Raw genomic sequence first — 26,828 nt, 5'->3', positions numbered from 1 at the left:
GGCTATATAAAGCCCCGCAAGGCCGCCCCCTACGGCGCCAATGACGAACAGGAGCGCGAAAACGAACGCCTTCTTCATTTGATTTCCCAGAATAGGATCGTTTTCGAGTCAGCAAGATTGGAGTATAGGTTTTCCGGACCGACGCCTAAAACGGATAGCGGATTCCACACCTTGTTTATACCGAACGTGAACCGAAGAGTCGTTTCGGAGCTCGGCGTAAGGCTATCTACGTTCCACAAGTCAATGTGATCGCCAGTCGGATCTTTGTCTTTCAAGTTGCGTCGCCAGTAACTCCCGAAGAAGATAACTCCCGTTTTTCCCTTCACCCTATCTTGCCAGCCTGTGCCTGTAATTTGTACTGGAACAGGGCAACCAGCGAAAGGGCGACGCTGAAGCCATTCCGCCACTTCCTTGGCCCGAAGCATGTGACTTGGTGGGTGACCTTGAAACCAGCACTTCTCGCCTTTGAACGACTTATTGGTGATTCCCACATTAGCGAGACATGTGCCGAAGCGAATGGCACACTCATCCTCAAAAGCTGGCTTTCCTGTTGACGGGTCCGTACACGGATCGGAGTGGGGATATGCCGACCACAACGCGGCAAAAGTAACAGCGTTCAACTCCACTTCTTTGATGGAGTTAGGCGTTGAGTTGGTTCTGACTAATGTCTTTCTGTTCGGCATCATTCAGTCTCCCTGTTTTGCAAGGGCTTCATCGCCCCAATACACTGTGTAGTCGCCGCGACTCTCGCCGGTGTGAATGCGAGGTAGCAGTCCATCCGCATCGAGGCGTCCCGCGCGCATCTGGCCGTCTGGCGTCTCGATCAGATACGGATACCCTTCGAGCGTCATGCCCGCAGCAGCGGCGCGGACCTGTTCGTCGTATATCGCATCTACTACCGATGAGGCGATCGCAGCAGCCGCCTCGCTGCTTACGCCCGCTGTGCTTTCGTCGGTCCAGTAGAAGCAACCCGGATTGGGACTAGCCATCACGCGATTCTGTCCGCAGGGACACAGCACCAGATCGCCTTCGACGACGCCGGGCTTTCCTCGGTAACATCTGCGTGTAGCCGTACCGGATATCCTGAATGCGCCCTTGCACTTGCCACACGTTGCTTCGTCACCGTGCAGCGCGAATGGCCTGCCGTGATCCGTCATGTGAGTAGCAGACCCACCGGTTACAACGCCACCTGTCGTCGTCGGGCTGCCTTGCACGACGAGCGCCTTACGCATGGGTGTCGCCTCTCGCATCGGCAGGCTCAGCGGCAGGCGGCACGTATCCGGAATTGAACGGGAGGTGAGTCGTTTCGCCGTTACTTTGACGCGAACCGATCAGCGCAGGCGGCTTACCCTTCCATGTGGCGGCATAAGCCGCGCCATCTATAACGGTAGTTTGACCGCCGTCGTCATACGCGTCGATATCTACGACGCGAGCGAATGCCTTGCCTCTATACTCGGCGCTGGTCAGTACCCGGCTCGCGTATCGGCCGCGTCTGGTACGAGTACCAATAATTGCAAACAGGTTTGTCGTTTGGTTCTTCTGCTGTTCCGGCATTTCTACGTCTCCTGTCCTGGTTGAGTTGCTCCGATGCATCGCGCGAAAACTGGCCCGCTGACGCGGCAAGGCATTACCCCGCAGGACAGGCCGACAGCCATATCGGACAACTCTGAAAACAGGTGACGTGCTGCGGTTTGGTGACGTGGGACAGTATTTCCCGCTCGCATTCCAGTGGGATAGTGACAATGCATTAATTCAGATATGCGTAGCATCCTTGTGATGCTGTCAATAAAAATCCGATCAGAACAGTCGGCTTCAGGTCACTACGGCATCCCGAATATGCGACTAGATATCGTGAGCTAACCCTGCGCTCACGTCGACGGGAGCAAGTCAACGGCAAACCCGCCGAACACCGCAAAACGGCGCCGAAATGGAAGATACCCTTGTAAGTAGGCTGGGAGCGCAAGATGTCGGGAAACTTATTTTTGACTGCCGAAGAGATGGTCGAACTGAGCGGCAAGCGGAAACACCATAGCCAGGCGAAAGTTCTTCGTGCGATGGGCGTCGAACACGTGATTCGCCCGGATGGTCGGGTGCTCGTGCTGCGACAGCATGTTGAACAGTTGTTTGGCGCTAAGGCCGAGGCCGACCGCGATTCGGATGCTGATTCATTGATCCACTGGAACGCGGCGTAGCCACCGCTCTCGATTTCTATGCAATTCGCATCAGGCGGGGCGGTTCGTTGAGCACTCGTCGCTATATGTTGTGGTGCAGCACATATTTTCCCTGTTATTTAGTACTTCTTCCACATATGAGGAATAGTTTACGGTAGTGTTTACCTGTGGCTGGCAGCGCAGTGTAAAAAGTGCGCTGCTGGTTACGAGGCCAGTCACCGACACTTCCCGAGCCGAGGCGCCTGTTCGTTACCCAAGTGCGCGAAGATAAATCCGCAAATGAGCGGCGTCAGGATGCCGCACTTGATAAGGAGTATTAAATATGAGTGGCAAACTTAAACCGGGGCAGCCGGCGCCGAGGTCCGGTGAGTACGGGATCGTAGGCCCCCGCGGGGGAAAGACTGGTGAAGAGCGAACAGCCGTACAAGGGAAGCCGATGCCTCCTACGCCTAAGCCAGGACAGAGCTACACAATGGACCGACCCGCCCACAACGGCGCGGGCAAGTCTCCCAAAAAGTGATGACGTACGCCGCGTCTGAGAGCGCGGCTTCTAATATGGATTTGTCATGGCCACAAGACATCAAATACTTTGCATTAACAAGACGCATCGTCAGAGCCGACATGAAGCGATTTCACACATCGGCGGTAAGAACGCCGACGGAAGCCGATGGAAGCTCAGCGAGAAAGATGCAATTGACGGAATCGAATCTGGTAAGTGGAACTTCTATGTGGTCGGCGGGGGCCAGACCGCCGAGGTGCTCGTCTGGCAGACCCCGCAAGGTCACAAGTTTCTGAGGACAGGGCGTGATTCCACTACCGCCGACAATCTGCTCAGCCTCGCTGAGTGTCCGTAGCCATTTTCGGGAGTGACAGCATGGCCTTCGAAGCATTATTGACTGACGATCTTGTTCGAATCGCCGCAGCAGGGGGCGGCTTTCGACTCCAGGCGGGCGTACGGGCCACGGAGGATCTGGTTCGCATCGCCGCTGCCGGTAGCAGGCATAACGCAAGACTTATTTTTGTCGGGCTTGGGGCAAGGACCACCGACGACATAGTGCGTATCAGCGCAGCTGGGAAAGGCGGTGTGTTCTTCGAATAGCGCCCTCGAGTCCACCATAAAACTTACGACTGAATGCGATTAATTGCAACGAAATCGGACAACTACTTTTGGGTGTTTTGCGCTGAGAGCCTTAGCTGGTAAGGCTTTGCGCGATTGAATCGGATTGATTCGGATGAGAGGCGAGGGGTGTCCTGGCGGAGGCGGTGAGATTCGAACTCACGGAAGGATCACTCCTTCGCCGGTTTTCAAGACCGGTGCCTTAAACCGCTCGGCCACACCTCCAAGCCGCAAATTGTAACCTGAAAAAACCTCGCTGCGGCGCTCTCTTGATCCGCATTCACTGCGGATCTTTCAGAAACAACGCCTGTAGATCGTTGAGGAACGCTTGTCCGAGCGGCGTGGGCGCAATCTTTTCGTGGTCTCGCGTAATCAGTTTGCGCCGTTCCGCCTCCTGCAAAGCCGGCTCGATAGATGTCATCGACAAACCCGTACGTTCGATGAACCGATGCACCGGAAAGCCTTCCACCAGTCGCAGCGCATTCAGCATGAACTCGAACGGCAGGTCGCGCGGTCCGACTTCGTGTTCTTCCTGCACCGCCGCGCCGGCCTTGGCGTGCTCGATGAACGTGGCCGGATGCTTGTAGCGCGCCTGACGCAACACACGATTCGGAAACGACAGCTTCGTGTGCGCGCCGGCGCCAATCCCAAGATAGTCGCCGAAACGCCAGTAGTTCAGGTTGTGCTTGCTCTGCCGATGCGGCCTGGCATACGCGGACACTTCGTAGCGCTCATATCCCGCCGCCGACGTGCGTTCGTGAATCCAGTCGTGCATGTCGGCGGACGCGTCGTCGTCCGGCAGCGCAGGCGGGAATTTCGCAAACAGCGTGTTCGGCTCGAGCGTCAGGTGATACAGCGAGAGATGCGGCGGCGCGAACGACAACGCAGTCTCGACGTCGGCCTGACATTCGGCGAGCGTCTGCTGCGGAAGCGCGAACATCAGGTCGAGATTGAAATTGTCGAACGTAGTGGCGGCCACTTCCACCGCATGGCGCGCTTGCGTCGAATCGTGAATCCGGCCGAGCGCCTTCAGATGCGCCTCGTTGAAACTCTGGATGCCCACCGACAACCGGTTCACGCCGCTCGCACGAAACTGCGCGAACTTGGCCGCCTCAAACGTGCCGGGATTGGCCTCGAGAGTGATCTCCGCATCGGCGTCGAGCGGCAAGAGGGCGCGCACGTCCGACAGCATGCGGTCGAGTCCGGCCGCTGACAGCAAGCTCGGCGTACCGCCGCCGATGAACACCGTATGCACCTGCCGTCCCCACACGAGCGGCAACGCCATCTCGAGGTCGGCACGCAATGCGTCGAGATACTCGCTCTCGGGAAAACTGTCGCCTTTCCATTCATGCGAGTTGAAATCGCAGTACGGACACTTGCGCACGCACCACGGAAAATGCACGTACAACGAGAGCGGCGGCAGCGACGTCAGACGGATGCTGCCCGGCGACGTGAATGCCTTGATCACGCCGTTTCCGACATCGGCGGGCGTCGGCTTGATCGGTATCACGCTTCCTCCGTCAGACGCGCAAGCAGTTGGCGCAACGCAATCGCGCGATGACTGCTGGCGTTTTTCAGCGCCGGTTCGAGTTCCGCGGCGCTCGCGTTCAGCGACGGCAGAAAGAAGTACGGGTCGTAACCGAAGCCGTTCGCGCCGCGCGGCGCATCGAGAATCTCGCCATGCCAGCGGCCTTCGGCGATCAGCGGCTCGGGATCGCCGGCGTGACGCACCAGTGCCAGCACGCAGTAGTAGTACGCGCGGCGATCGCTCTCGCCTTGTAGCGCGGAGACGAGCCGCGCGTTGTTTGCCGCGTCGCTCTTCTCGCCACCCGCCAGTTGCGCGTAACGCGCCGAATAGACGCCCGGCGCGCCGCGCAGCGCGCGCACGCACAGACCGGAGTCGTCGGCGAGGGCAGGCAGCCCGGTGAGCCTGGCCGCATGCCGTGCCTTGGTAAGCGCGTTCTCGACGAACGTGGGATGCGGTTCTTCCGCTTCCGGCACACCCAGTTCGCCCTGCGCAATCAACTCGATGCCGGCCGCGCCGAGCAGCGCGGCGAACTCGCGCAGCTTGCCGGCGTTATTCGACGCCAGCACGACCTTGTTCAACGGCGATCCCGATAGAGACGCGCCATTGCCTTCACGAACCTCACTCACCTCGATACTCCAATGCTTCTTTCTGTTTCGCAATCAGCGTGGCGATGCCGTCGCTCGCGAGATCCATCAGCGCGTTCATTTCATCGCGCGAAAAAGGCACGCCCTCTGCGGTGCCCTGAATTTCGACGAAGCCGCCCGCGCCCGTCATGACCACGTTCATGTCGGTGTCGCATTGCGAGTCTTCGTCGTAATCGAGATCGAGCACCGGCACGCCGTCGTACACGCCGACTGAAATCGCCGCGACGTAGTCGGTGATCGGCGAACTCTCGATGCGCCCCGCAACCAGCAGTTTGTTCACCGCGTCATGCGCAGCGACAAAAGCGCCGGTGATGCTCGCCGTGCGTGTGCCGCCGTCGGCCTGGATCACGTCGCAGTCGATATGCAGCGTGCGCGCGCCAAGCTTCCCCAGATCGAACACCGAGCGCAGCGCGCGGCCGATCAGACGCTGGATTTCCTGGGTGCGCCCGGTCTGCTTGCCGCGCGCGGCCTCGCGGTCGCTGCGCGTATGCGTGGCGCGCGGCAACATGCCGTATTCAGCGGTGAGCCAGCCCTGGCCGCGATCGCGCAGGAACGACGGCACGGTCTCCGCGATGCTCGCCGTGCAGATCACCTTGGTGTCGCCGAATTCGACCAGCACCGAACCCTCCGCGTGCTTCGTATAGTGGCGCGTGATATGCACGTCGCGCAGCTGATTGGCGAGACGGCAGCTAGGGCGTTGAGTGGTGTCGGTCATGTTGGTTGGGTCGGGAAGGAAGCAGGAGGGGAAAGCACGATTTTACAGCCGATCCGCGCAGGTATGCGCCCCGTCGGCGCGCCGTGTCGGCCGGGGCTCTCCAAGGGGTCCCATCGCCAAAAATGGGATAATGCCGTTTCACCGCCTCGCGTCTCGTACACGCCGGGCGATTCGACTCTTCGGCCAGCGTCTCACGCATGGCCACCATCGCGAGAAATACGATGATCTACAGCATGACTGGCTATGCGAGCGCGACACGCGAACTCGTTGCGGCCTCCGGCACGGGCGGCGTAAGCGTGTCGGTCGAACTGCGCACGGTGAACTCGCGCTTCCTCGACCTGAACTTCCGTATGCCCGAGGACGTGCGCGTATGCGAACCCGCGCTGCGCGAAATGCTGATGAACAAGCTGTCGCGCGGCAAGGTGGATATTCGTATCAATCTGCAGCGTAGCGAACAGACGGCAAACGCCGGTTCGATCAATCATGACGCGCTGACGCAGCTTGCGTTGCTGGAGCGCACCGTGCTGGCGACGTTTCCGGAAGCGGGCCGTCTGCGCTCGGGCGAAATTCTGCGCTGGCCCGGCGTGCTCGCCGAGACGGGCGTGGCGCCGGACGTGCTGCGCGACGCAGTGCTCGCATGCGGCAAGCAGGCCATTACCGATCTGATCGACGTGCGCGCCCGCGAAGGCGCACAACTGGCCACGATGCTGCTCGCCAACGTCACCGAGATGGAAGCGATCGTCACGAAGATCACGCCGCTCGTGCCGGAACTGATCACAAAGCATCAGCAGAAAATCGTCGAGCGACTGCAGGAAGCGCTCGGCATTGCCGCACCGGAAACGGCGGCGACCACCGTGTCGCGGGAAGAGATCAACGAGCGGATTCGCCAGGAAGTGACGATGTACGGTATCCGCATCGACATCGCGGAAGAGCTGTCGCGGCTCACGGCTCACCTGAACGAAACGCGTCACGTGATCCAGAAGGGCGGCAAGGTCGGCAAGCGGCTCGACTTCATGATGCAGGAACTCAATCGCGAAGCGAACACGCTCGGCTCGAAGGCGGCGGCGAAGGAACTGGCGGATTCGTCGATGACCCTGAAGCTGCTCATCGAACAGATGCGCGAGCAGGTACAGAATCTGGAATAAGGCTGGAGCATCACAACATGACCGATCACCACACACGCGAAAGCGGCGCACCGCGCAACCCGTATGCCGGAGCGTATCCGGGCAACCTGTTCATGGTCGTCGCGCCGTCGGGCGCCGGCAAGTCGACGCTCGTGAACGCGCTGCTTGCCGGCGACGACGCGATCCGTCTGTCGATCTCGTACACGACTCGCCCGCCGCGCCCGAAAGAGCAGGACGGCGAGCATTACCACTTCACGTCCGTCGACGATTTCATGCGGCGTCACGACGAAGGCGAGTTTCTGGAAAGCGCCGAAGTGCACGGCAACTACTACGGCACTTCGCGCGTGTGGATCGAGGAGCAGATGAAGAGCGGCCATGACGTGCTGCTCGAAATCGACTGGCAGGGCGCGCAACAGGTGAAGAAGCAGTTTCACAACGCGGTCGAAATTTTTATCCTGCCGCCATCGCTCGAAGCGCTCGAAGAGCGTCTGAAAAAGCGCGGCCAGGACGAGCCGAATGTGATTACGCGTCGGCTTCTCGCCGCAGGCAGCGAGATGGCGCACGCGGCCGAAGCGGAGTATGTGGTGATCAACGAGAACTTCGATCGCGCTCTCGGCGAACTGCAGTGTCTCGTGGCTGCCACGCGTTCGCGCTTCGCCTCGCAATACGCGCGTCATACGCAGCTTTTCGTGCAGCTCGGCATTCACCTTCCGCACCCCTGAGCGCGGCGGCGATTCGAGCACATAAGGTAGAATAAGCAACATACTGAGAAGGAACTCAACATGGCCCGCATTACCGTCGAAGACTGTCTCAAACAGATCCCGAATCGTTTCGAACTCGCGCTCGCCGCAACGTATCGCGCGCGTCAGCTCGCTCAAGGCCACACGCCGAAAATCGAAAGCCGTGACAAGCCCACGGTCGTCGCGCTGCGCGAAATCGCGGCCGGCCAGGTCGGCGTCGAAATGCTGAAGAAGGTGCCGGTTTAAGGCGCACTGTTTCTGTTTTCGGTTGGCAAGCATTTTTGCCATAGTTTTTGCGTCACCTGATTGCATCAACGTGCAGACCGGCGTTAACTCTCAACCGCTACGGAGGCGACCATGAGTACTACCCCGCCCACCGCCACGGAAGCGGAGCATGACGCCGACTCGCCTTCGTCTGCACGCAAGTACATCGACGCGGTCCTCGAACAGTCGTTTCGCCATCTGTTCGGGCCGACCGCCACGCCGGAGCAGCCGCGCCGGCATGACGTCGTATCGATTGCCAAGCTGACGTCCGCGTTGTCCGGCTATTTGCAGCCGGAAGAGATCAAAGACGTCAAGGCGGCCTTCCATTTCAGCGACGAAGCCCACCTCGGCCAGTATCGCCAGAGCGGCGAGCCCTACATCACGCACCCTGTTGCCGTTGCGGAAATCTGCGCCGGCTGGAATCTCGACGGCCAGGCAATCATGGCCGCGTTGCTCCATGACGTGATGGAAGACCAGGGCGTGACCAAGGCCGAGCTCGCCGAGCGTTTCGGCGCGAAGGTCGCGGAACTGGTCGACGGTTTGTCGAAGCTCGACAAGATGGAGTTTCGCAATCGCGAGGAAGCGCAGGCGGAAAACTTCCGCAAGATGCTGCTCGCCATGGCGCGCGACGTCCGCGTAATTCTCGTGAAGCTGGCCGACCGGCTGCACAACATGCGCACGCTCGGCGCGGTGCCGCCCGAAAAGCGTCGTCGCGTGGCGCGTGAAACGCTCGACATCTACGCGCCGATTGCGCACCGACTCGGCTTGAACAATACGTATCGCGAGCTACAGGACCTGAGCTTCGCGAACTTCAATCCGCATAGGTATGCCACGCTCGAGAAAGCCGTGAAGGCGGCGCGCGGCAACCGGCGGGAAGTGGTCGGCAAGATTCTGGAATCGGTGCAGCGCGCAATTGCCGACGCGAAGATCGACGCCGAAGTGACCGGTCGCGAGAAAACCATCTTTAGCATCTACAAGAAGATGCGCGACAAGCAGTTGTCGTTCTCGCAGGTGCTGGACGTGTACGGCTTTCGTGTGGTGGTGGACAGCGCGCTCGAGTGCTACACCTGCATCGGCGCATTGCATGCGCTCTACAAGCCGGTGCCGGGCAAGTTCAAGGACTACATCGCGATCCCGAAGGTGAACGGTTATCAGTCGTTGCACACTACGCTCGTTGGTCCGTTCGGCGCGCCGATCGAGTTCCAGGTGCGTACCCGCAAGATGCACGAGATCGCCGAAGCCGGCGTGGCGGCACACTGGCTGTACAAGAACGGCAGTGCCGATCTTAACGATGTGCAAAAGCGCGCGCATCAGTGGCTGAAGTCGCTGCTGGACATTCAGAGCGAAGCCGGCGACTCGAGCGAATTCCTCGAGCACGTAAAGATCGACTTGTTCCCCGACGCGGTGTACGTCTTTACGCCGAAGTCGAAGATCATGGCGCTGCCGCGCGGCGCCACGGCGCTCGACTTCGCGTATTCGATCCACAGCGACCTGGGCAACCAGTGCGTCGCGGTGAAGATCAATAACGAATTGCTGCCGCTGCGCACCGAGTTGAAGAGCGGCGATATCGTCGAAGTCATCACGGCGCCGTATTCGAAACCGAATCCGGCGTGGCTCGGTTTTGTGCGCACCGGCAAGGCCCGTTCCGCAATCCGCCATTATCTGAAGACGATGCGGCTGAACGAGTCGGTTCAGCTTGGCGAGCGTCTCGTCGATCAGGCTTTGAAGGGCTACGGCCTGGCGCTGTCGGACGTAACGCCCGAAGCGTGGGAAAAGCTCGTGCAGTGGACGGGCAACAAAAATGGCCAGGAAATTTTCGCGGACATCGGTCTCGGCCGACGCGTCGCGGCTGTCATGGCAAAGCGTATCGAAGTGTTGATGAGCGGCCGCGATGCCGACGACGACGGTTCGCGCTCCGAGTCCGGTTCCACGCCGCATGCGCCGCCGGTCGTGATCACCGGCACCGAGGGCATGTCGGTGCAATTGTCCGCATGCTGCCGTCCGATTCCGGGCGACGACATCATGGGCTATATCGGCATTGGCCTCGGCATGGCCATCCACACTACGGACTGCCGCGTTGCACAGCGAATCCACCGGCGCGATCCCGGCCGCTGGATCGACGTGGCGTGGGCGCCGCAACCGGGGCGTCTGTTCGACGTCGCAATCAAGGTGCTGGTCAAGAACACGAAGGGCGTGTTTGCCCGCGTGGCCGCAGACATTACTTCTGCGGACGCGAACATCGTGCATATCGCGATGGACGAAGACCTGTCGCAGGAATCCACGATCTTGCGCTTCGTAATCCAGGTCAGCGACCGCGTCCATCTGGCCAACGTCATGCGCCGCGTGCGTACAAATCTCGACGTAATGCGCATCGCGCGTGAGCGTCCGAGCGACGACGGCCATCACCGGCATGACGGCGGCATGCGAATCGACCGCGAGCGGGCCGATTACTGAGCTTTGCCGCCCATCGGGCGGAGAGGTGCCGTTTCTTTCTGCCGGAACGCCGGCGCCGCTAGCGAGTCTCACCTGAAAACTCAGGGAGAACGCTGATGAAAGTAGCTGACCTCGAAGGCCTCGCACTGGATTATTGGGTGGCGCGCAGCCTGCACGATTTCGTGCGAGAGATTCATTCACCGACAGCGGCGAGACCGTCGCCATCCGCGGGAACGATCATGGCCGTCCGTGGGATGGCCGTTTCACACCCACCACCTCATGGGATGCCGCTGCGGCAGTAATGGAGCGCGCGCGTCGGCTCGAAATGCGCGAGCGTAGCGGGGGAAGCCCTGCACACTGCGTGGCGGAATTCGAAGGCGGCCGCGGTGAAGTGGAGGGGCGTGGCGACTCGTTGCGCGTGGCATTGCTGCGGGCATTCGTGGAAAGCCGGTTCGGCGATAGCGTGGGCGAAATGCTGCACGAGTCGCAGATGCTGGTCGACAACACGGCTCGGCGCATAGCCGAAGCGACGGCGGGCGATACTTTTGAAGAGGTTCCGAGCCCGGACGGGCATATCGGCGATATTCAGTCTCCGCCGCGGCCATGAGGGCCATGCGCGATCACCGTGCTGTCGTGGGAGCGGTTGATGCAGAAACGCGCCCGAAAGACAAAGGGCCTTCCAACTGGAAGGCCCTTTAGAGGTGGTGCGGCTGGCAGGATTCGAACCCACGACCCCTTGGTTCGTAGCCAAGTACTCTATCCAACTGAGCTACAGCCGCACGCGAAACGGGTGGTGTACTACTTCACTAAAACTGGGTAAAACATAAGGGCCTCCCCGGAGGGAGGCCCTCGAATAAGTGGTGCGGCTGGCAGGATTCGAACCCACGACCCCTTGGTTCGTAGCCAAGTACTCTATCCAACTGAGCTACAGCCGCACGCAGAAACGAGATTATAGCAAAGGTTTCAAAAAAGGGAAGCGTGTAACTGCGATTTGTCTCATTGTCATGATCGTGTACCCTAGTGGAGCAGTCGTTTGCTGCAGCTTATGGATCATCATGAACAAGGCCTTTGTCAAAGAGTCGAGCGACGATAATGACGACGATCTCGACGTCGCCCAGCCGGAAATCCCTGCCGGAACCAAGAACTACATCACGCCTGCCGGTTACCACCGCATGCGCGATGAACTGCTGCATTTGATCGACGTCGACCGGCCAGAGGTCGTCAAGCTCGTGTCATGGGCTGCGTCGAACGGCGATCGCTCGGAGAACGGCGATTACATCTACGGCAAGCGCCGCCTGCGTGAGATAGATCGGCGCATCCGATTTCTGACAAAGCGTCTGGATCTCGCCGAGGTTGTCGACAGCAGTAAGCAGGAGAACGTCGATCAGGTCTTTTTCGGCGCGACTGTCGAATATGCGACAGAGGACGGTGAGCAGCACACCGTGACGATTGTCGGCATCGACGAGGTCGATCTCGATATCGGACACGTAAGCTGGATCTCGCCGATCGCACGGGCGTTGCTGAAGGCGAAAGTCGGCGACACCGTGACGTTGTACACGCCGGCCGGTCCGCAGCCGATCGACATTCTCGACGTCAAATATCCGCCTGCGAATAGCGACGTCTAGTCTGTCACCTCGTGCAGATTTGTCCGCACGGAACGTCTTCAGGCAACAAAAAAGGCGCCGCGAACGGCGCCTTCCATGCTGCGAGTCCTGCCAGCGATGTTAGAAGCGGTGACGCAGCCCTGCCGTGACCGCAACCTGCTTGTTGTTGCTCGAAGCACCCAAACCGTTGATGTCTGCACCGACGATCGCGCCTTCGTTGACCTGCTGGTATTCACCCTGCAGATAAACGTCCGTGCGCTTGGACAGTGCGTACGCCGTTTGCACATTGAACTGATTCCAGTGCGGACGGGTGCCCGCGAGGCTCGCGCGCGTGTACGTGTACGAACCGGCAATGCTGACAGCCGGCGTCAAAGCGTAACGAGCGTTTGCTTCGTAGTTCTGGAAGTGCGCGCTGTTGTTCGGCAGACCGATGCCGCCGGGTTGGCCCGATGCACCTGCGCCGATGCCAACGAGACCCGACAGGTTCGTCTGCGAATAGACGAGGCCGACGGTTGCCGGACCAAACGCGTAGCTGGCGCCTGCGCCCCACGTCTGCTGACGGCCAGCGAAGAACGTGTTGTCGCTGGATACGGCACCACCGGAGTTGAACGCCGCAGCCGCGCCGGTCGCTCCGTTACTGTTCAATTGCAAATACGCTGCGCCGACGTTCAGGCCGCCCCAGTTGTACGACGCGCCCGCGCTGTATGCGCGGTTGTTTGCGAAGCCGTCAGCCTGGTTCGAGAAGCCATACAGGCCGCCGAACTTGAAGCCGCCGTAGTTCGCGCTCGTGTATTTGACCGAGTTGTTGATACGGAACGAGTTGTTCAGGTTGTCGTTGTCGAACGGGTGGGCGAACTGCGTGCCGCCGTATTGCGTACCGGTCAGCGCCAGCGGGCCAACGTAGTCAACCATGCTGTCATATTGACGGCCGAGCGTGACGGCGCCGAACTGGTTGCTCGACAGACCAACGAATGCCTGACGGCCGAATTCGCGACCGCCTTGTTTCAGCGAGCCGTCGTTGATGCCGAAGCCGTTTTCCAACGTGAAGATTGCCTTCAGGCCGCCACCGAGGTCTTCAGCGCCGCGCAAGCCCCAACGGCTGCCATTCACCGAACCGCTCGTCTGTTGCCAGTTGCTGTGACCGTGCTGGTTGTTGGTGTACGTAATGCCGGCATCGATCAAGCCGTAAAGCGTGACGCTGCTTTGAGCGTGCGCCGCAGTTGCAAAAACGCCCGTCAGGGCCGCGACCATGAGAGTCTTTTTCATCTTGTTACTCCGAAAGCGAGAGTGAGCGGTGAATCGTGCTTCGGAAACCTTCACGCGGGCGCTGCGAGAGGCGTATCCGTGTCAAGGTGCGCTTGAAGATGAAGCGCTGATTTCCGGTTACGCAAAGTGTAGAGAGAGGCTCGATTCAATGGACGTTTCGATTTTTGCAATAAAGAATTACTTGATTCGAAACGATGAAAGAACCCCGGCAAAGCCTTGCTGGTCAATGCTTGCGGGCATGTCATGAAGTATTCGAACAGACGAATGCGAAGTGGCGTTGCGAAATCGCGACGGTAATCCGATGCGAAAAAACAACGAATTCGGCCGGGAACTTTATTGTTGTTGTTCTAGCAACAGACGATTGTATTTTGTGTGAATAATCGCATTGGGATTAAACGCTATACTGAAAGTTCTGCTTTCCGAAGCAGACTTTTTCGTTGACGAAAAAGATCTCCAAACCTTTGTCGGCGCGACTTCCCAGTCGCGCTTTTTTTTCGTCCGCTAATCGGCGAGTTGGCGTTATGGCGCTGGGCGATGATCAGTGCGCTGATGCGGCGCGGTCCGCACTCCACTCGTCCGCCGTGGGCGCGGTCCAATCTTCCATAACGTAGCGTCGGGCGTCCATTGGTGAGGACAGCAGGTTCTGCCAGTGGTCCCCGTGCCACATCGGATCGAATTCCAACGCTGATGGCTGACCAGGCTCAGATGGGAGAGGTGAGGGGGCGGGCGATCGTTCGAGATGAGGAATCAGATTAGAAAGGATTCGGCGGATTTCACTGAACTGCATGGCAACCTCCTGATGCGCATTACTGCAAAACGCTGGTTTCATGATCCGATTGCGTAGGTCCGCGAACAAGTCGGAGAAACACTTATCAACGTTGCAGAGCATTACCGGCAACGGCGGTCGGAAAATGCTTCCTTCTTATTATCAAGGATTGGTCGGCTAAAGTAATATTGACCAAGCACCAAAGACAATGAGATTACTTTATCGCTTCGAAGGCGCGATCTATCGCGTCACAGGACAAAGTGGGTATGGCCGCAGTCCTATTGGAATCACCTAACAAAGGGCGCGGAATTTCTCCGACGAACAATTTGGTAAGTGCGCAAGAAAAAGAATTGCCGAGTACCTTACCAAACCGGCGACTCTATTACCCACGCACTATATAACGCCGCGTACTTTCAATGCCCCACTGCGTCGGGAGGTGGGGCCGCGGCCGACGCTGAGGAGACCCTCGCCGACGAGGGGCGGACCAAGCCCCGCCCATGCCCGCGGGCCACTGGCCGCTAACTAGTGCATACTTGCCGCAAAGTCACGCGTCCAAGCATTCCTTTCATGTCTGAACAGTTTTTGTCCGAAACGGCCCTCAAAGATCCAATCGTCTTCGTCGATCTGGAAACCACCGGTGGCTCGACTAGCGAGCACCGCATTACCGAAGTCGGCGTCGTCGAAGTGGGGCCGGCCGGCGTCTCGCGCTGGAGCAGCCTCGTCGATCCGCAGCAACCGATCCCGTCGTTCATCCAGCAGCTCACCGGTATCACGAACGCGATGGTGCGCGGCGCGCCGACGTTCGACGCCATCGCGCCCGAACTGTTTGCCCGACTCAACGGCAAACTCTTCATCGCGCACAACGCGAGCTTCGACCGGGGGTTTCTGCGCGGCGAGTTCCGCCGTGTCGGCCTGTCCTTCGACCCGGACGTCTTGTGCACCGTGCGCCTGTCGCGCGCGTTGTTCCCGTCTGAAAAGCGCCACGGGCTCGACGCCCTGGTTGAGCGACACTCGCTGGTGCCGTCCGACCGGCATCGCGCGCTTGCCGACGCCGATCTGATCTGGCAGTTCTGGCAGCGGCTTCACGGCCTCGTGCCGCTCGACGTTCTGCGCGCGCATATTGAGCGCACGACGCGGCGCTATCGGTTGGCAGGCGACATCACCGAAGATCTGCTTGAGACCGCGCCTGCCGGATGCGGCGTCTACGCATTCTATGGAGACGACGACTTGCCGTTGTACGTCGGGCGGAGCGTGCGTGTCCGTCAGCGACTTCGTGCGCATCTGACAGGCGAACGACGTTCGTCGAAAGATATCCGGCTTGCGCAGCAAGTGCGGCGCGTAGAGTGGCGCGCCACCGGCGGCGAGTTGGGTGCGATGCTCGCCGAGGCGCAGTGGATCGCGACGCTGCGGCCGGGGCATAACCGTGTGCCACGCGTCTCGAAGAGCGATCCTGCGGGCGCGCCGTGGCCGTTCCAGGGGCCCGTCGTTTTCGAGGAGCATGAAGAAGCGTCGCAGGCGCGCGCTTTCCATGTCGTCGACCAATGGTGTTACATCGGCCATGCGCCGTCGCTGGCGCAGGCGACCGAACTGCATGCCGCCAGTCTGGCCGGCGGCTTCGAAGCGTCGACCTACAAGATTTTGCAGAGCCACCTTGCGCGCGGCTTGCGGATTATGCCGCTCAGCGTGCTGGGCGCCGCGCCAGCCGTAGGCGTCGTTTGACCGCTCTCGCCTGATTGCGCGGCTGCTACGGGTGACCGGGCGAGAATTCGTCGTTCCTCTCCGCGGCCGTTTTTCCTTCGACCGCGTCTTGCGTCTACCGCACCGTCAGCCGGTTGCGCCGACGCCACCGCTTTCGCATACGTGCCCAAGCGCGCGATTCAATGCAGTTGAGCGCGCGGAATCGTAGCGAGTCAGAGACTTCCAGCTAGCCAGCGATTGCGCGACGCGCGACGGACAATCCGGAGCCGCGCGCAGCGGTTGCACGCGAGCAAGGCCGGCGACGAGCGATTGCGTCAAGCGATCCAGTTGCGGACGCGTGCTCGTTGCGAGGTCGGGAGCCGGCTCCTGCGGCGGCTGCGTTGCGCGCCAGCTCGCAAAAAGTGCGTTCTGCACATCTTTGCTCGCGTCAATCTGATCCTGGAAGAACGCGCGCGCGAACGCCGGATCGACGTTGGCGGCTGCCGCCCGTTTCTCCACATCAGCAAGCAACGCCTGCTCGCGCGGCGTGTCGGTGATTGCCTGGTGATTAGCCCACTTCCAGCGCGCGACCGGTTCCGCGAGGGCGAGTCGCTGCGACGCGAGCGCGATCAGATTCGTGAGCGCGGTATCGTCGCCGTCGGCGAGGGCAGAACTAGGGGCAACCAGGAGTGATGCGAGAAGGGCGAGCGCGCACGGCGCGGCAAAGCGAAACAGACGATTCATAAGCTGGACGATGGCCGGGCGGCTGTGGAAGGAAAGCTGAAGCATAGACGATGCTTCATTGCACGAGCGTTTTCGCCGGCATCAAAGCGGTGCTGCCGGTCGCGGCAGAACCAGCCAGTTCACGCGAGCAGAGGCGGTCGCAGGCTCGAGTGCGAGCGTCAACGCCAGTCAGCGCTAGTCGGCCTGGTGAGAGTGTGATCCAAAGGAATCAGCGAGCCGCGCGGCACCGCGCCTTGTGCCATAAGCACAAGGACCGCTACCGAGTCGCGCCGCTGCACAATTACTTTGCGTCGCAAGACTTGCGTTGTTCGTCGAAAAAGGCGCGCACATGCTCTGGCAATTCCGCCCCGAGAAACTCGACGCCGACAGGTTCCGGATCCGGGCTAAAGACTTTGTCCGGGGTCGGGATCTTCGGTGGTTTGGCATCCATGATCGTTCTCCTTTACAAACCGATTATCGGCCTCGTGCCCCGTTTCGCACCAGTGTCCGATTAGCATCACACCATCTTTGTTGCTTTAACGGCACAGCGCACCATTTCAGCAGAGCTTCTGATCAAATTTATAGGTTCGCTTGGTCGCCGTTCCGTGGTCTTGCGTACAGTTTAAACGTCGAATGTTTCGAAAATCCCTTGCGAGCCTTATCCAGCGGGCTGTCACGAAGGCGAACGGTACATTTGCAGTATCAGTCTTCAGTATGCTCCGGGTATTCCCCGACTGACGATGCATTTGTGCATTGCGATATCGGCATAAAATTCCCGGTAAAAAGCGAACGTTCGTTTATTGCCGATCGGACATTTATTCTGTTGCAACCACGGTGATTACTTTGTAAACGATTTATTTGTCACCTCGTTGACGGAGACCAATTTTTAAAGCGCGATATGCGCAATAAGGCTCTCCTCGCATTCGAATGCGTCGGCCGTCTCTTGCTGCTGGCATCAACGCCGCGCACTTTGCGCCAAAACTTCGTCTTCTTTAGTGACGAGCCTCGCCGCGTCAACGTCGCCTCCTATGATGAACGTGACTGGTTTCCGTCGGCCACGGTGCGGTGGACAACTGACCCCCGGCGGCCAATGCGGAAGATGGTTGTCTTCGCCTTCAAAGGGTTCGTCATGGAAAACGGTGTGTACTGGAATGGACGGCAGGTCGGGATCGAATGCGATGGCCGCATCTCGTGGTTTCCGTCAGCGCCGAAGGAGGCAGTCGCTGCGTACGGAGACGCTAAACGCACGGACGGTAAACAAGACGCCGGCCAGATCAGCGACGCGGTCGTCGCGCGTAACCTCGGGACAGTCGCGCAATTTGGCAGACCTCACTTGCGTGACTAGGAAGCAAGCCGAAGACGTCGACGAAAAACAAAAAGCCCAGTCATGAGGACTGGGCTTTTTGCTTGAATCTTGATGGTGCCGGAAAGAGGAATCGAACCCCCGACCTTCGCATTACGAATGCGCTGCTCTACCGTCTGAGCTATTCCGGCATCAGGAGAAACGAGATTATAGGGACTTCTTTATTGGCTTGGCAAGCCCTCGAATCACTTTTTTGTTTCGAGATGGTAGCGGGTCACGCGGTCCACTTCGTTCTTCGATCCGAGGAACACCGCAACGCGCTCATGCAAGCTCTTGGGCTGAATGTCGAGAATGCGCTTTTCGCCGTTGGTTGCCGCGCCGCCCGCCTGTTCGACGATAAACGCCATCGGATTCGCTTCGTACATGAGCCGCAGCTTGCCGGGCTTCTCCGGCGTGCGCTTGTCGGCCGGATACATAAAGATGCCGCCACGATTCAGGATACGGTGCACGTCTGCCACCATCGACGCGATCCAGCGCATGTTGAAGTCGCTCTGACGCGGGCCGTCTTTACCCTGCTTGAGTTCGCCGATGTACTGCTCAACCGGCGGATACCAGTGACGTTCGTTCGACGCATTGATTGCGTACTCCCGCGTTTCGACAGGAATGCGCATGTCGCTTTGCGTGAGCACCCACGAACCAAGTTCCCGGTCGAGTGTGAAGCAGTTCACGCCATTGCCGGTGGTCAGCACCAGCACGGTTTGCGGTCCATACACGGCATAACCCGCAGCAACCTGTTCTGTGCCTGGCTGCAGGAACGACTGTTCGGTGGGCTGCTGGCCATCTGGGCAGCGGAGCACCGAAAAGATCGTGCCGATAGAAACGTTCACGTCGATGTTCGATGAGCCGTCGAGCGGATCGAACACCAGCAGGTACTCGCCCTTTGGATAGTTCGCGGGGATAGGGAAGAACTGCTCCATTTCCTCCGACGCCATGCCCGCCAGGTTGCCGCCCCATTCGTTGGCTTCGAGCAGGATTTCGTTCGACAGAATGTCGAGCTTCTTCTGTACTTCACCCTGGACGTTCTCGCTGCCCGCCGTGCCGAGTGCGTCGCCCAATGCGCCTTTGCTAACGTGATAGCTGATCGCCTTGCATGCGCGTGCGACAACTTCGATCAAAAGCCGCAGGTCGGCCGGCAGGTTATTGGTTTCCCGCTGCTGCTCGATCAGGTACTTCGTGAGAGTGGTACGACGTTGCAAGGACATTGCTGTACTCCAGGAGGCTTGAGGAATATCCCGATTTTAACCGCTCGGTGTGTCCGCTCTGTGCTTTTGACATCGGAGCGCGCATGCAATGGCTCCCGATTGGTCCGAGCGGCTCTGCGCGAGCGAGCCGTTCAGCCTTTGCGCCGGGCCTTTCCGCCCGTCGCGTTGCCGCTCACGCTGGCTGCAAGTGCCGCAGCAGGGGCGTGTTCCGCCGATACCTTCGGCAGCTTCGGACGGTCCGCCTTAGGCATGGGTTCTATCTCGCGTTCGATCTGCTCGCCCGCTGCCGCCGTGGCAACGCGCAGGTCGTATGCGATTTGCAGGTTGAGCCAGAACCGCGCGCTCGCGCTGAAATAGCGCTCGAGGCGCAGCGCAGTGTCGGCGGAAATTGCGCGCTTGCCGCGGACCACGTCGTTGATGCGCGGCGCTTTTACGCGCAACGCGAGCGCGAGCGCGTTGACTGACTTGCCGAGCGGTTCGAGAAGCATCGCGTTAAACGTAACCCGTTAAATGGATGGGTTTACTTTCACCCGTCCGGACGCGACCGAACAGTCAGCCAGACGGCTAACGTCGAGGCGAGCCTGAGGCCCGAGGTCGTCGCAAAACAAAAGGCGAAAAAAAGCCGGCAACGTGTGCCGGCTTGCTGATACGGAGGGCCGCGTCAGAGGAGCGTCATGCGAGCGCTTTCTCGACAATCTCACGTACGTCGCGCGATTTGACTTGCGATGCCACTTTCTCCAGTGCCGCGCGCATGCCTTCGCGCAGCGTCGGCGTGAAGCGGCGCCACAATTCGAGCGACCGCGCGAGGCGGGCGGCCACTTGCGGGTTGATCGCGTCGAGTGCGATTACCTGGTCCGCCCAGAACGCATACCCCGAGCCGTCTTCGGCGTGGAACTGCGCGGGGTTGGCCGCGCAGAAGCTGAAAATCAACGAGCGCGCGCGGTTAGGATTTTTCAGATTGAAGGCCGGATGCGTCATCAGCTTGCGTACGACGTCGATGACTGGACGCTGCGCGCTGCCGCGCTGCGTTGCCTGCAAAGCGAACCACTTGTCGATTACAAGCGGCTCCTTCTCGAAGCGCCGGTAGAAGTCGTCGAGCGCGTGCTGCGCTTCGGCGCTGCCACCATTTGCCGCGGATGCATTGAGCAACGCGGACAGCGCCGCCGCGCGGTCCGTCATGTTGTTCGCCGCATCGTATTGCGCAGACGCGAGCCGCACCGTTTCCGACGGATCGTCGAGCTCCGTGAGATAAGACAACGCCAGGTTCTTCAACGCACGGTGGCCTGCCGCCGCCGGCGTGGCTTCATACGGGCCCGGCGTGCGATGTTGCTCGTAGATCTTTAGCCAGTCGTTCTTGAGTGCATTGGCGAGGCGCTTGCGCACGAACTGCCGCGCCGCATGCACGGCCGCCGGATTGGATTCGGCCATCTGCTCGGCGAGATACGCTTCGGACGGCAGCATCAATGCAAGTTCGCGGAAAGCCGGCGAGAGCGACTCGTCCGTGAGTACGCGTGCGAACGCGGCCGCCACCGAGTCGTCGAGCTGCAGCTCGTCGCCGCTTGCGGCCCGTCCGGCTAGCGTCAGCAACTCGCGCGTGGCGAGCCGTTGACCGGCTTCCCAGCGGTTGAACGGATCGCTGTCGTGCGCGAGGAGGAACGCCAGTTGATCCGCCGAGTAATCGTATTCGACGATCACCGGCGCCGAGAAATTTCGCAACAGCGATGGCAACGGTTCCTGCGCGACATTGACGAACGTGAAGGTCTGCTCGGTCTGCGTGAATTCGAGCACGCGAGTGGTCGAGTCCGAAGCCTTCGGCTCGCTCTCCAGTTGCAGCGGCATGTCTTTTCCGTCTTTGCCGATCAGGCCGATCGCAAACGGAATCAGCAGCGGGCCCTTTTGCGTTTCGCGTGCGGCCGGTGCCGCGTCGCCATAACCTTGCGTGAGCGTTACGCTGTAGCGCTGCTGCGCGGCGTCGTAACGCGTGCGCACCGTCACCCGCGGCGTGCCCGCCTGGCTGTACCAGCGCTCGAACTGCGCGAGGTCGCGGCCGTTTGCGTCGGCGAGCGCATGACGGAAGTCGTCGCAAGTCACGGCCTGGCCGTCGTGCCGCTTGAAATACAGGTCCATGCCCTTGCGAAACCCTTCGCGGCCGAACAGCGTCTGATACATCCGCACGACTTCGGAGCCCTTTTCGTAGACCGTCATCGTGTAGAAGTTATTGATCTCGACGTAGCTTTCGGGACGCACCGGGTGGGCCATCGGCCCGGCGTCTTCGGCGAACTGCATCTGGCGCAGCACGCGCACGTCTTCAATGCGCTTGGTGGCGCGCGCGGCTTCGTCACTGCCGTCGGTCTCGCCGGCGGCCATGTCGGCCGAAAACTCCTGATCGCGAAATACTGTCAGGCCTTCCTTCAGGCTCAACTGGAACCAGTCGCGGCACGTCACGCGATTGCCTGTCCAGTTGTGGAAATACTCGTGGCCGACCACCGCCTCGATATTCGCGAAGTCGGTGTCGGTCGCCGTTTCGGGATTCGCCAGCACATACTTCGTGTTGAAGATGTTGAGCCCCTTGTTCTCCATCGCGCCCATGTTGAAGTCGCTCACTGCGACGATCATGAAGCGGTCCAGATCCAGTTCAAGCCCGAAGCGCTCCTCGTCCCAGCGGATCGAGTGAATCAGCGAATCCATTGCGTGACGGGTCTTGTCGAGATCGTGCGGCTCGACCCACACCTGCAGCAGCTTTTCCTTGCCCGAGCCCGTTTTTACGCGCTCTTCCAGCGCAACGAGCTTGCCGGCGACAAGTGCGAACAGATAGCTCGGCTTTCTGAACGGATCTTCCCAGCGCGCGAAATGACGGCCGTCCGGCAGATCGCCTTCTTCGAGCAGATTGCCGTTGGACAGCAGCACGGGGTAATCGGCCTTGCTGGCCCGCAGCGTAACCGTGTAAGTGGCCATGACGTCCGGCCGGTCGAGGAAGTACGTGATGCGACGAAAGCCTTCGGCCTCGCACTGCGTAAAGAAATTCCCACTCGAAACATACAGGCCGGAGAGCGTGGTGTTCGCGGCCGGATTGCAAATGCTCGTGAGCGTGAGTTCGAACTTTTCCGGCACGTTGTCGAGGACCAGGCCGTGTTCGTGCGCATGCGCGTTGGCGAACGGCTGGCCGTCGAGCGTGGCGCTGACGAATTCAAGCTGTTCGCCCATTAGCTCCAGATGCGCGGCGCGCGACGCGTCCGGATTGCGGCGCACGCGCATTGTGTTCTTCACGACCGTGCGTTCCGGCAGCAGGTCGAATTCGAGTGCGACGGTGTCGATCAGGAAAGCGGGCGGCGCATAATCGGCGCGGCGGATCACATTGGGCGTTGCGGTATCGGCCATGGCGTTCTGTAGTGATGGGACTCGAGCGGCCGGCGCGCGAAGGCACGTGAGCCGGGCTTGTCGAGCCATTGTACAAAGCCTCGGCGAATCGTGCGGAGCGAACTTTCGACCGTTCCCAATGCGCCGCAAGGCCGGCGCGCGACCGGCCGTCCAGACAGACGTAGGCGCACGCAGCGGGACCCGGAAAGGTGGGGCCGGGCCTACGGTCTACGTACAATACAAACACGAGCCGACCCAAACGCTTCCCGAGGTAGACCATGAAAACGAACCGATGGACGCGCCGCGCCATGCTGCTGCTGGCGGCGCTGACCGTGCTGCTGTCCGGCTGCACCACTTACGTCACGACACAAGTCACCGCGTTTTCCGACTGGAGCGGCGGCGACGCGACGCGTACCTACGCGTTCGCGCGCGAACTCGACCAGCGGAACAATCTCGAACTGACCACGTATGAGCACATCGTCGCCAATGAACTGGCCACGCACGCGTTTCGCCAGGTGGACGGCGCGGAGGCGCGCTATCTGGTCGGGCTATCGTATGGAATCCGCTCGGACGTGGTGACAGTGGCCGAGCCGGTCTATTACAACCCGTGGCCCGCGCCTTACTGGGGGTGGGGGCGCCCGTATGATCCGTGGGGGCCATGGGGACCGTTCCCCGCCGGATACGTGAACCAGAGCTATCCGATCTTCACACATCTGCTAGGTATTCGGATCACCGAGCGCGCGACCGGCAAGGAAGTCTACAACGTGACCGCGCGCAATTCGGGCGACGAGTCGTCGCTGGTGAGGGCTATGCCGTATCTCGCCCGCAGCGCGCTCGCTGACTTCCCGCTTGGCAATGGCGTCGTGCGTACGGTCAAGATTCCGCTCGGCGGTGGCGCAGGCGCTCCGAACGAAACGCCTGTGCCCGCCGCTGCACCGGCGTCGGCCATGGCGCCGGCGCCCGCATCCGGCGCGAAAGCCACGCAGTGACGGAGCGGTGAGCGCGGCGCGCAATCCGGTTGGCGCCCGGATCTCACGGTTCGCTTCAGATTCCCGCGCCGAACAATGCCATCGTCCCGAGAACGACGAACAGCACGGCGGCGATGCCATGCACGACGCCGGTCGGCAGACGGTGAGCGAAACGGTCGCCGAGCAGGATCGCCGGCACGTTGGCGATCGTCATACCCAGCGTGGTGCCGGCCACCACGCCGAAGAAATCGTGAAACCGCGCGGCAAGCGCCACCGTCGCGATCTGCGTCTTGTCGCCCATCTCCGCCAGGAAAAATGCCACCACAGTTGCGCCGAAGACGCCGAGGTGGGTGCGGTTCGTGTTGGCCTCGTCATCGGCGAGCTTGTCGGGTACGAGAATCCACAAACCCATGCCGATGAACGAAATAGCCAGCGCCCAGCGCATCACAGTGGGCGTGAGCAGCGAGCCGAGCCACGCGCCAAGTGCGCCCGCGCCCGCGTGATTGACGAGTGTCGCGGCCAGCACGCCCAGGATAATTGGCGCTGGCTTGCGATAACGCGCGGCAAGCACGAGCGACAGCAATTGCGTCTTGTCGCCGATCTCGGCGAGCGCGACCGCTCCGGTCGAAATAAGAAAAGCGTGGATCACGTTGTTTTGAATTCCCGGGCCGAGATTGAACGAGCGACGACCCACGACACGCCGGGCCCAATTGCGGCGGGGTGTGGGTCATCGGTCTCGCCAGGCCAGAGGCTGCGGCTGCCATGGCCGTGACGGCCAAGTCTGTTGACAGGCGCCCCCGCGAATTCGCGTTCCACGAGCCCAGCATGCTTGCCGGATGAACGCGCTGCAGGGCGGCTACTCCCCAATGAGGGGCGGATTATAGCAGGCGTCGCATGACGGCCGCAGCGCCGGCCCATGCATCGGCCGGCAAAATGAATGTATTGAAGTGCAACAGCGTTCGCAGAAAGTTTATTGAAAGTTTCAAGCGAGTTTCAGCGTAAGCCGCGTCGCGCAACACTGGAATCCGGCGGGAAAACGCGCCGCCATAGGCATTTCCCAAGGCGTCCCTTGAAACGTCCGCGAAATCTAATATGGTCTGAACGGCACCGTGGCAATCGCGACACGGATACAGATGGATACGTCTTTTTTGGCTGATTTAAACCAGAATCTTCAGTATGATTCCGGCCACTGCGGGAGCCGGAGCCAATCTATAAGGTCCATTGTCAGAGGCGCCTAAATAATCTGGCCGATGTGCCGTTAATTTCGGTGAACCTACAAAAAGACTGGATCGACCCGCGGCTGGAGTTGCCGGTCCGCGCGGCGCGCATACGCTATGAAGGCTGCGTGTTCCGTCAGGCGCTTCAACCTCTCCCTGCTTCTACGCGCGAACACCGATATGCCCGATCCGCACTGGACCATTCCGGTCGCTCGCTGGTCTAGCTGGCCTGCCGCCGCTTCTGCCGCACCCGACATCGGCTTTATCGAGCCGATCGTGCGGCGGCGTCTCAGCACTCTGTCCCGAGTCGCACTGAAGGTTGCGCACGATTGTGTCGGCGCCGGCGAGGCCCGCGTCGTGTTCGCCTCGCGGCACGGGGAGTTGCGCCGCACTACCGACATCCTCCGCGCGATCAGCTCCGGCGAGCCCGTCTCGCCGACCGCCTTCAGCCTCTCGGTGCTCAACGCCATGACGGGCGTGTTTGGCATTGCGCGGGGCGACCGCTCGGCGGCTAGCGCGATCTCCGCCGGCCCTGAAACGCTCGGCTATGCGCTCCTCGAAGCCCTTGCGCAATTCGCGACGCAGCCTGCGTCGCCGGTATTGCTCGTCTACGCCGACGAGCCTGCAGATCCTGCATACGGCACCATCGAAGACGAAGTCCAGGGCGGCGCGATCGCTATTCTGCTGAGCAGCGAAGGCGCGTTGGGCCATCTCGTGTGTGCGCGATCCGCGGCTGTCGGCCCGGACACCGCGCAACGGCGTGACACCACCGAGACCGACACGCGCTTCGCCACACAGAGCCAGGCGCTGCTGCACTGTCTCGAGACCCGCAAACCGACGGCCTGGCAGGGCGCCGGCGCCCTATGGCATTGGGAATGGCATGACCGCGCGGCTTGATTACGCCTGGCGACTCTTCGCCACCGGCATGGCGTTCGTCGTGTTCGGCATCTGCGGCGTGCTATTTTCGGTGCTCGTGTTTCCGCTCGCGTGGCTGTGGCCGCATCGCGCGTCGCGACAGCTTGCGGTGACGGGCGTGATCCACTGGTTCTTTCGCGCGCTTGTCGCCGTACTTCAGCGCATTGGCGTGATGGAGCTCGAAGTGTCGGGCGTGGACGCGTTGCGCGCGCGCAAGCCGTCCATCGTGGTGGCGAATCACCCCACGTATCTCGACGTGATGGTGCTGCTCTCGCTCACGCCGCATGCATGTTGCGTCGTGAAAAACGCGCACTGGAGCAATCCGTGTTTCTGGGGAATCGTGCGCTCGGCGGAATACGTCAGCAATGTCGATCCCGCGGAACTGGTCGAGGCCGGCGCGAGGCAGCTGGCCGCGGGCTATACGATGATCATATTTCCGGAAGGCACGCGCAGCCCCGCTCCGAACCGGTTGCATGCGTTCTCGCGCGGCTTCGCGCATATGGCGTTGAAGGTCGGCGCGCCGATCGTGCCTGTGCTGATGGATTGCGACCCGCCCGCGTTCACGAAGCAGATGCGCTGGTACCACGTGCCCGCGCGAGCGTTCCGCATGCGCGTGAACGTGCTCGAACCATTGGGCGTGGACCAGCTCAAGGCAGACGACACTACACCGGCTCTCGCTGCGCGCAGCGTGACGAGTGCCGTCGAAGCACACATTACTCAGCACCTGTTCGATTATGGATTCTTTAAAACTGGAAATTAAGCAGCTCCTCATCGAAGCGCTCGATCTGGAAGACCTGAGTCCCGCCGATATCGACGACGATGCGCCATTGTTCGATACCGACGGCATCGGTCTCGATTCGATCGACGCACTCGAAATCGGCATCGTGCTGCGCAAACAATACCAATTGACCATTGCGGCAAACGACGAACGCACGCGCGAACATTTCCGCTCGATCAGCACGTTGGCCGCGCTGGTCGAGAGTCAGCGCGAAGCGGCGCACGCTGCGAACGAAACCAACAGAAAAGGGGAATAA

General features: G+C 60.6%; 28 protein-coding genes, 4 tRNA genes, 1 pseudogene and 1 riboswitch. Of the genes and pseudogenes, 15 read left to right on the top strand and 18 right to left on the bottom strand.

Features of this window, described 5'->3' with window-relative positions; genetic code table 11:
* Nucleotides 1-74: 74 nt before the first annotated feature.
* From OH764_RS13205 to OH764_RS13195, 3 genes are read right to left on the bottom strand one after another with little or no spacing between them, the layout of a single operon-like run.
* Nucleotides 75-686, bottom strand: a complete 612-nt coding sequence (locus OH764_RS13205; RefSeq protein WP_498847099.1) for a T6SS effector amidase Tae4 family protein — start codon at nt 684-686, stop codon at nt 75-77.
* Nucleotides 687-1,232 (bottom strand): PAAR domain-containing protein, encoded by a 546-nt coding sequence (locus OH764_RS13200; RefSeq protein WP_498847098.1) that lies wholly within the window; start codon nt 1,230-1,232, stop codon nt 687-689.
* Nucleotides 1,225-1,554, bottom strand: a complete 330-nt coding sequence (locus tag OH764_RS13195) for a hypothetical protein (RefSeq protein WP_498847097.1) — start codon at nt 1,552-1,554, stop codon at nt 1,225-1,227. The genes OH764_RS13200 and OH764_RS13195 overlap by 8 nt, the downstream gene beginning before the upstream one ends.
* Nucleotides 1,555-1,964: 410 nt before the next feature.
* On the opposite strand from OH764_RS13195, the gene OH764_RS13190 reads away from it, so the two are divergent.
* The 3 genes from OH764_RS13190 to OH764_RS13180 all read left to right on the top strand — a co-directional run bounded on the left by OH764_RS13190 (nt 1,965) and on the right by OH764_RS13180 (nt 3,270).
* Entirely contained in the window at nt 1,965-2,192 is a 228-nt protein-coding gene (locus tag OH764_RS13190) for a DUF4224 domain-containing protein (protein WP_498847096.1), read from the top strand.
* A 545-nt stretch (nt 2,193-2,737) separates the two neighbouring features.
* A complete protein-coding gene (locus tag OH764_RS13185; protein WP_498847095.1) occupies nt 2,738-3,025 on the top strand; it encodes a DUF3892 domain-containing protein in 288 nt (95 codons plus the stop codon).
* Between the two features lie 20 nt (nt 3,026-3,045).
* Nucleotides 3,046-3,270 (top strand): hypothetical protein, encoded by a 225-nt coding sequence (locus tag OH764_RS13180; protein WP_088175271.1) that lies wholly within the window; start codon nt 3,046-3,048, stop codon nt 3,268-3,270.
* Nucleotides 3,271-3,423: 153 nt separating this feature from the next.
* Here OH764_RS13180 and OH764_RS13175 read toward each other — a convergent pair.
* The 4 genes from OH764_RS13175 to rph form a co-directional block, all read right to left on the bottom strand.
* A tRNA-Ser gene (locus OH764_RS13175) sits at nt 3,424-3,513 on the bottom strand.
* Nucleotides 3,514-3,568: 55 nt separating this feature from the next.
* Complete coding sequence (gene hemW, locus OH764_RS13170) at nt 3,569-4,798, bottom strand: coproporphyrinogen-III oxidase family protein (protein WP_498847094.1); 1,230 nt, start codon at nt 4,796-4,798, stop codon at nt 3,569-3,571.
* Nucleotides 4,795-5,442, bottom strand: coding sequence for a non-canonical purine NTP pyrophosphatase (gene rdgB, locus OH764_RS13165; protein ID WP_498847093.1), 648 nt, complete (start codon nt 5,440-5,442; stop codon nt 4,795-4,797). The genes hemW and rdgB overlap by 4 nt, the downstream gene beginning before the upstream one ends.
* Complete coding sequence (gene rph, locus OH764_RS13160) at nt 5,435-6,175, bottom strand: ribonuclease PH (protein ID WP_498847092.1); 741 nt, start codon at nt 6,173-6,175, stop codon at nt 5,435-5,437. The genes rdgB and rph overlap by 8 nt, the downstream gene beginning before the upstream one ends.
* Before the next feature lie 221 nt (nt 6,176-6,396).
* Between rph and OH764_RS13155 the strand changes: the two genes are divergently transcribed.
* From OH764_RS13155 to OH764_RS13135, 5 genes and pseudogenes are all read left to right on the top strand, one after another.
* Entirely contained in the window at nt 6,397-7,320 is a 924-nt protein-coding gene (locus OH764_RS13155; protein ID WP_498847091.1) for a YicC family protein, read from the top strand.
* A gap of 17 nt (nt 7,321-7,337) precedes the next feature.
* On the top strand, nt 7,338-8,021 hold the full coding sequence (gene gmk / locus OH764_RS13150) for a guanylate kinase (protein ID WP_020069050.1): 684 nt from the start codon (nt 7,338-7,340) through the stop codon (nt 8,019-8,021).
* Nucleotides 8,022-8,081: 60 nt separating this feature from the next.
* Nucleotides 8,082-8,285 (top strand): DNA-directed RNA polymerase subunit omega, encoded by a 204-nt coding sequence (gene rpoZ / locus OH764_RS13145; RefSeq protein ID WP_006025620.1) that lies wholly within the window; start codon nt 8,082-8,084, stop codon nt 8,283-8,285.
* Nucleotides 8,286-8,396: 111 nt separating this feature from the next.
* Nucleotides 8,397-10,757, top strand: a complete 2,361-nt coding sequence (locus tag OH764_RS13140) for a RelA/SpoT family protein (protein ID WP_020069049.1) — start codon at nt 8,397-8,399, stop codon at nt 10,755-10,757.
* Between the two features lie 95 nt (nt 10,758-10,852).
* Nucleotides 10,853-11,343, top strand: a pseudogene (locus OH764_RS13135) (phage protein NinX family protein).
* 95 nt (nt 11,344-11,438) lie between these two features.
* Here the strand turns inward: OH764_RS13135 and OH764_RS13130 are convergent.
* Both OH764_RS13130 and OH764_RS13125 read right to left on the bottom strand, forming a co-directional pair.
* A tRNA-Arg gene (locus OH764_RS13130) sits at nt 11,439-11,515 on the bottom strand.
* 79 nt (nt 11,516-11,594) lie between these two features.
* Nucleotides 11,595-11,671 (bottom strand) — tRNA-Arg (locus OH764_RS13125).
* Between the two features lie 120 nt (nt 11,672-11,791).
* On the opposite strand from OH764_RS13125, the gene greB reads away from it, so the two are divergent.
* Nucleotides 11,792-12,361: a transcription elongation factor GreB gene (gene greB, locus OH764_RS13120; RefSeq protein WP_498847090.1), complete on the top strand. Its 570-nt coding sequence runs from the start codon at nt 11,792-11,794 to the stop codon at nt 12,359-12,361.
* Between the two features lie 99 nt (nt 12,362-12,460).
* Here greB and OH764_RS13115 read toward each other — a convergent pair whose 3' ends face one another.
* The gene (locus tag OH764_RS13115; RefSeq protein ID WP_498847089.1) at nt 12,461-13,606 is read right to left on the bottom strand and encodes a porin; all 1,146 of its coding nucleotides are present in this window, start codon (nt 13,604-13,606) and stop codon (nt 12,461-12,463) included.
* Between the two features lie 538 nt (nt 13,607-14,144).
* Nucleotides 14,145-14,393, bottom strand: coding sequence for a hypothetical protein (locus tag OH764_RS13110; RefSeq protein ID WP_498848821.1), 249 nt, complete (start codon nt 14,391-14,393; stop codon nt 14,145-14,147).
* 546 nt (nt 14,394-14,939) lie between these two features.
* Here OH764_RS13110 and OH764_RS13105 point away from each other — a divergent pair.
* Complete coding sequence (locus tag OH764_RS13105; RefSeq protein WP_498847088.1) at nt 14,940-16,091, top strand: exonuclease domain-containing protein; 1,152 nt, start codon at nt 14,940-14,942, stop codon at nt 16,089-16,091.
* A 105-nt stretch (nt 16,092-16,196) separates the two neighbouring features.
* Here OH764_RS13105 and OH764_RS13100 read toward each other — a convergent pair whose 3' ends face one another.
* Together OH764_RS13100 and OH764_RS13095 are read right to left on the bottom strand one after the other, a co-directional pair.
* Nucleotides 16,197-16,793 (bottom strand): chorismate mutase, encoded by a 597-nt coding sequence (locus tag OH764_RS13100; protein ID WP_498848820.1) that lies wholly within the window; start codon nt 16,791-16,793, stop codon nt 16,197-16,199.
* A 280-nt stretch (nt 16,794-17,073) separates the two neighbouring features.
* Nucleotides 17,074-17,223 carry a hypothetical protein gene (locus tag OH764_RS13095; RefSeq protein WP_006050185.1) on the bottom strand — a complete coding sequence of 50 codons (150 nt, stop codon included), beginning with the start codon at nt 17,221-17,223 and terminating at the stop codon, nt 17,074-17,076.
* 447 nt (nt 17,224-17,670) lie between these two features.
* On the opposite strand from OH764_RS13095, the gene OH764_RS13090 reads away from it, so the two are divergent.
* A complete protein-coding gene (locus OH764_RS13090; protein ID WP_498847087.1) occupies nt 17,671-18,117 on the top strand; it encodes a hypothetical protein in 447 nt (148 codons plus the stop codon).
* Between the two features lie 73 nt (nt 18,118-18,190).
* On the opposite strand, the gene OH764_RS13085 is transcribed toward OH764_RS13090, so the two are convergent.
* The 4 genes from OH764_RS13085 to pepN form a co-directional block, all read right to left on the bottom strand.
* Nucleotides 18,191-18,266 (bottom strand) — tRNA-Thr (locus OH764_RS13085).
* Between the two features lie 54 nt (nt 18,267-18,320).
* Nucleotides 18,321-19,337 (bottom strand): class 1 fructose-bisphosphatase, encoded by a 1,017-nt coding sequence (locus OH764_RS13080; protein ID WP_020069041.1) that lies wholly within the window; start codon nt 19,335-19,337, stop codon nt 18,321-18,323.
* A gap of 131 nt (nt 19,338-19,468) precedes the next feature.
* Nucleotides 19,469-19,825, bottom strand: coding sequence for a helix-turn-helix transcriptional regulator (locus tag OH764_RS13075; RefSeq protein ID WP_498847086.1), 357 nt, complete (start codon nt 19,823-19,825; stop codon nt 19,469-19,471).
* 184 nt (nt 19,826-20,009) lie between these two features.
* Nucleotides 20,010-22,715 (bottom strand): M1 family metallopeptidase, encoded by a 2,706-nt coding sequence (gene pepN / locus OH764_RS13070; protein WP_498847085.1) that lies wholly within the window; start codon nt 22,713-22,715, stop codon nt 20,010-20,012.
* Nucleotides 22,716-22,972: 257 nt separating this feature from the next.
* On the opposite strand from pepN, the gene OH764_RS13065 reads away from it, so the two are divergent.
* Nucleotides 22,973-23,683 carry a DUF4136 domain-containing protein gene (locus OH764_RS13065; protein ID WP_498847084.1) on the top strand — a complete coding sequence of 237 codons (711 nt, stop codon included), beginning with the start codon at nt 22,973-22,975 and terminating at the stop codon, nt 23,681-23,683.
* A gap of 55 nt (nt 23,684-23,738) precedes the next feature.
* Here OH764_RS13065 and OH764_RS13060 read toward each other — a convergent pair whose 3' ends face one another.
* Nucleotides 23,739-24,311 (bottom strand): TMEM165/GDT1 family protein, encoded by a 573-nt coding sequence (locus OH764_RS13060; RefSeq protein ID WP_498847083.1) that lies wholly within the window; start codon nt 24,309-24,311, stop codon nt 23,739-23,741.
* Nucleotides 24,312-24,322: 11 nt separating this feature from the next.
* A riboswitch (yybP-ykoY riboswitch) is annotated at nt 24,323-24,539 on the bottom strand.
* Nucleotides 24,540-25,059: 520 nt separating this feature from the next.
* On the opposite strand from OH764_RS13060, the gene OH764_RS13055 reads away from it, so the two are divergent.
* Genes OH764_RS13055 through OH764_RS13045 form a run of 3 tightly spaced genes read left to right on the top strand, consistent with a single transcriptional unit; the run spans nt 25,060 to nt 26,828 of the window.
* Nucleotides 25,060-25,776, top strand: a complete 717-nt coding sequence (locus OH764_RS13055; RefSeq protein ID WP_498848819.1) for a beta-ketoacyl synthase chain length factor — start codon at nt 25,060-25,062, stop codon at nt 25,774-25,776.
* A complete protein-coding gene (locus OH764_RS13050) occupies nt 25,760-26,554 on the top strand; it encodes a lysophospholipid acyltransferase family protein (RefSeq protein WP_498847082.1) in 795 nt (264 codons plus the stop codon). The genes OH764_RS13055 and OH764_RS13050 overlap by 17 nt, the downstream gene beginning before the upstream one ends.
* Nucleotides 26,529-26,828, top strand: a complete 300-nt coding sequence (locus tag OH764_RS13045; RefSeq protein ID WP_020069033.1) for a phosphopantetheine-binding protein — start codon at nt 26,529-26,531, stop codon at nt 26,826-26,828. The genes OH764_RS13050 and OH764_RS13045 overlap by 26 nt, the downstream gene beginning before the upstream one ends.

This window comes from Burkholderia sp. M6-3 (assembly GCF_050858985.1).
GTDB classification, from domain to species: Bacteria; Pseudomonadota; Gammaproteobacteria; order Burkholderiales; family Burkholderiaceae; genus Paraburkholderia; species Paraburkholderia caledonica.
The sequence above is the reverse complement of the archived record's forward strand: the minus strand, read 5'-3'. Positions and strand labels throughout refer to the sequence as shown.

Excerpts from the sequence above, each read along its gene's own strand:
- OH764_RS13140 (WP_020069049.1), top strand. The coding sequence starts at position 8,397 with ATGAGTACTACCCCGCCCACCGCCACGGAAGCGGAGCATGACGCCGAC.
- rpoZ (WP_006025620.1), top strand. The coding sequence starts at position 8,082 with ATGGCCCGCATTACCGTCGAAGACTGTCTCAAACAGATCCCGAATCGT.
- OH764_RS13080 (WP_020069041.1), bottom strand. The coding sequence starts at position 19,337 with ATGTCCTTGCAACGTCGTACCACTCTCACGAAGTACCTGATCGAGCAG.
- OH764_RS13090 (WP_498847087.1), top strand. The coding sequence starts at position 17,671 with ATGCGCAATAAGGCTCTCCTCGCATTCGAATGCGTCGGCCGTCTCTTG.
- greB (WP_498847090.1), top strand. The coding sequence starts at position 11,792 with ATGAACAAGGCCTTTGTCAAAGAGTCGAGCGACGATAATGACGACGAT.
- OH764_RS13075 (WP_498847086.1), bottom strand. The coding sequence starts at position 19,825 with ATGCTTCTCGAACCGCTCGGCAAGTCAGTCAACGCGCTCGCGCTCGCG.
- OH764_RS13180 (WP_088175271.1), top strand. The coding sequence starts at position 3,046 with ATGGCCTTCGAAGCATTATTGACTGACGATCTTGTTCGAATCGCCGCA.
- OH764_RS13190 (WP_498847096.1), top strand. The coding sequence starts at position 1,965 with ATGTCGGGAAACTTATTTTTGACTGCCGAAGAGATGGTCGAACTGAGC.
- rph (WP_498847092.1), bottom strand. The coding sequence starts at position 6,175 with ATGACCGACACCACTCAACGCCCTAGCTGCCGTCTCGCCAATCAGCTG.
- OH764_RS13045 (WP_020069033.1), top strand. The coding sequence starts at position 26,529 with ATGGATTCTTTAAAACTGGAAATTAAGCAGCTCCTCATCGAAGCGCTC.
- OH764_RS13095 (WP_006050185.1), bottom strand. The coding sequence starts at position 17,223 with ATGGATGCCAAACCACCGAAGATCCCGACCCCGGACAAAGTCTTTAGC.
- OH764_RS13110 (WP_498848821.1), bottom strand. The coding sequence starts at position 14,393 with ATGCAGTTCAGTGAAATCCGCCGAATCCTTTCTAATCTGATTCCTCAT.
- OH764_RS13205 (WP_498847099.1), bottom strand. The coding sequence starts at position 686 with ATGATGCCGAACAGAAAGACATTAGTCAGAACCAACTCAACGCCTAAC.
- OH764_RS13200 (WP_498847098.1), bottom strand. The coding sequence starts at position 1,232 with ATGCGTAAGGCGCTCGTCGTGCAAGGCAGCCCGACGACGACAGGTGGC.
- OH764_RS13105 (WP_498847088.1), top strand. The coding sequence starts at position 14,940 with ATGTCTGAACAGTTTTTGTCCGAAACGGCCCTCAAAGATCCAATCGTC.
- OH764_RS13185 (WP_498847095.1), top strand. The coding sequence starts at position 2,738 with ATGGCCACAAGACATCAAATACTTTGCATTAACAAGACGCATCGTCAG.
- OH764_RS13050 (WP_498847082.1), top strand. The coding sequence starts at position 25,760 with ATGACCGCGCGGCTTGATTACGCCTGGCGACTCTTCGCCACCGGCATG.
- gmk (WP_020069050.1), top strand. The coding sequence starts at position 7,338 with ATGACCGATCACCACACACGCGAAAGCGGCGCACCGCGCAACCCGTAT.
- OH764_RS13065 (WP_498847084.1), top strand. The coding sequence starts at position 22,973 with ATGAAAACGAACCGATGGACGCGCCGCGCCATGCTGCTGCTGGCGGCG.
- OH764_RS13195 (WP_498847097.1), bottom strand. The coding sequence starts at position 1,554 with ATGCCGGAACAGCAGAAGAACCAAACGACAAACCTGTTTGCAATTATT.
- OH764_RS13155 (WP_498847091.1), top strand. The coding sequence starts at position 6,397 with ATGATCTACAGCATGACTGGCTATGCGAGCGCGACACGCGAACTCGTT.
- OH764_RS13100 (WP_498848820.1), bottom strand. The coding sequence starts at position 16,793 with ATGAATCGTCTGTTTCGCTTTGCCGCGCCGTGCGCGCTCGCCCTTCTC.
- OH764_RS13055 (WP_498848819.1), top strand. The coding sequence starts at position 25,060 with ATGCCCGATCCGCACTGGACCATTCCGGTCGCTCGCTGGTCTAGCTGG.
- OH764_RS13115 (WP_498847089.1), bottom strand. The coding sequence starts at position 13,606 with ATGAAAAAGACTCTCATGGTCGCGGCCCTGACGGGCGTTTTTGCAACT.
- pepN (WP_498847085.1), bottom strand. The coding sequence starts at position 22,715 with ATGGCCGATACCGCAACGCCCAATGTGATCCGCCGCGCCGATTATGCG.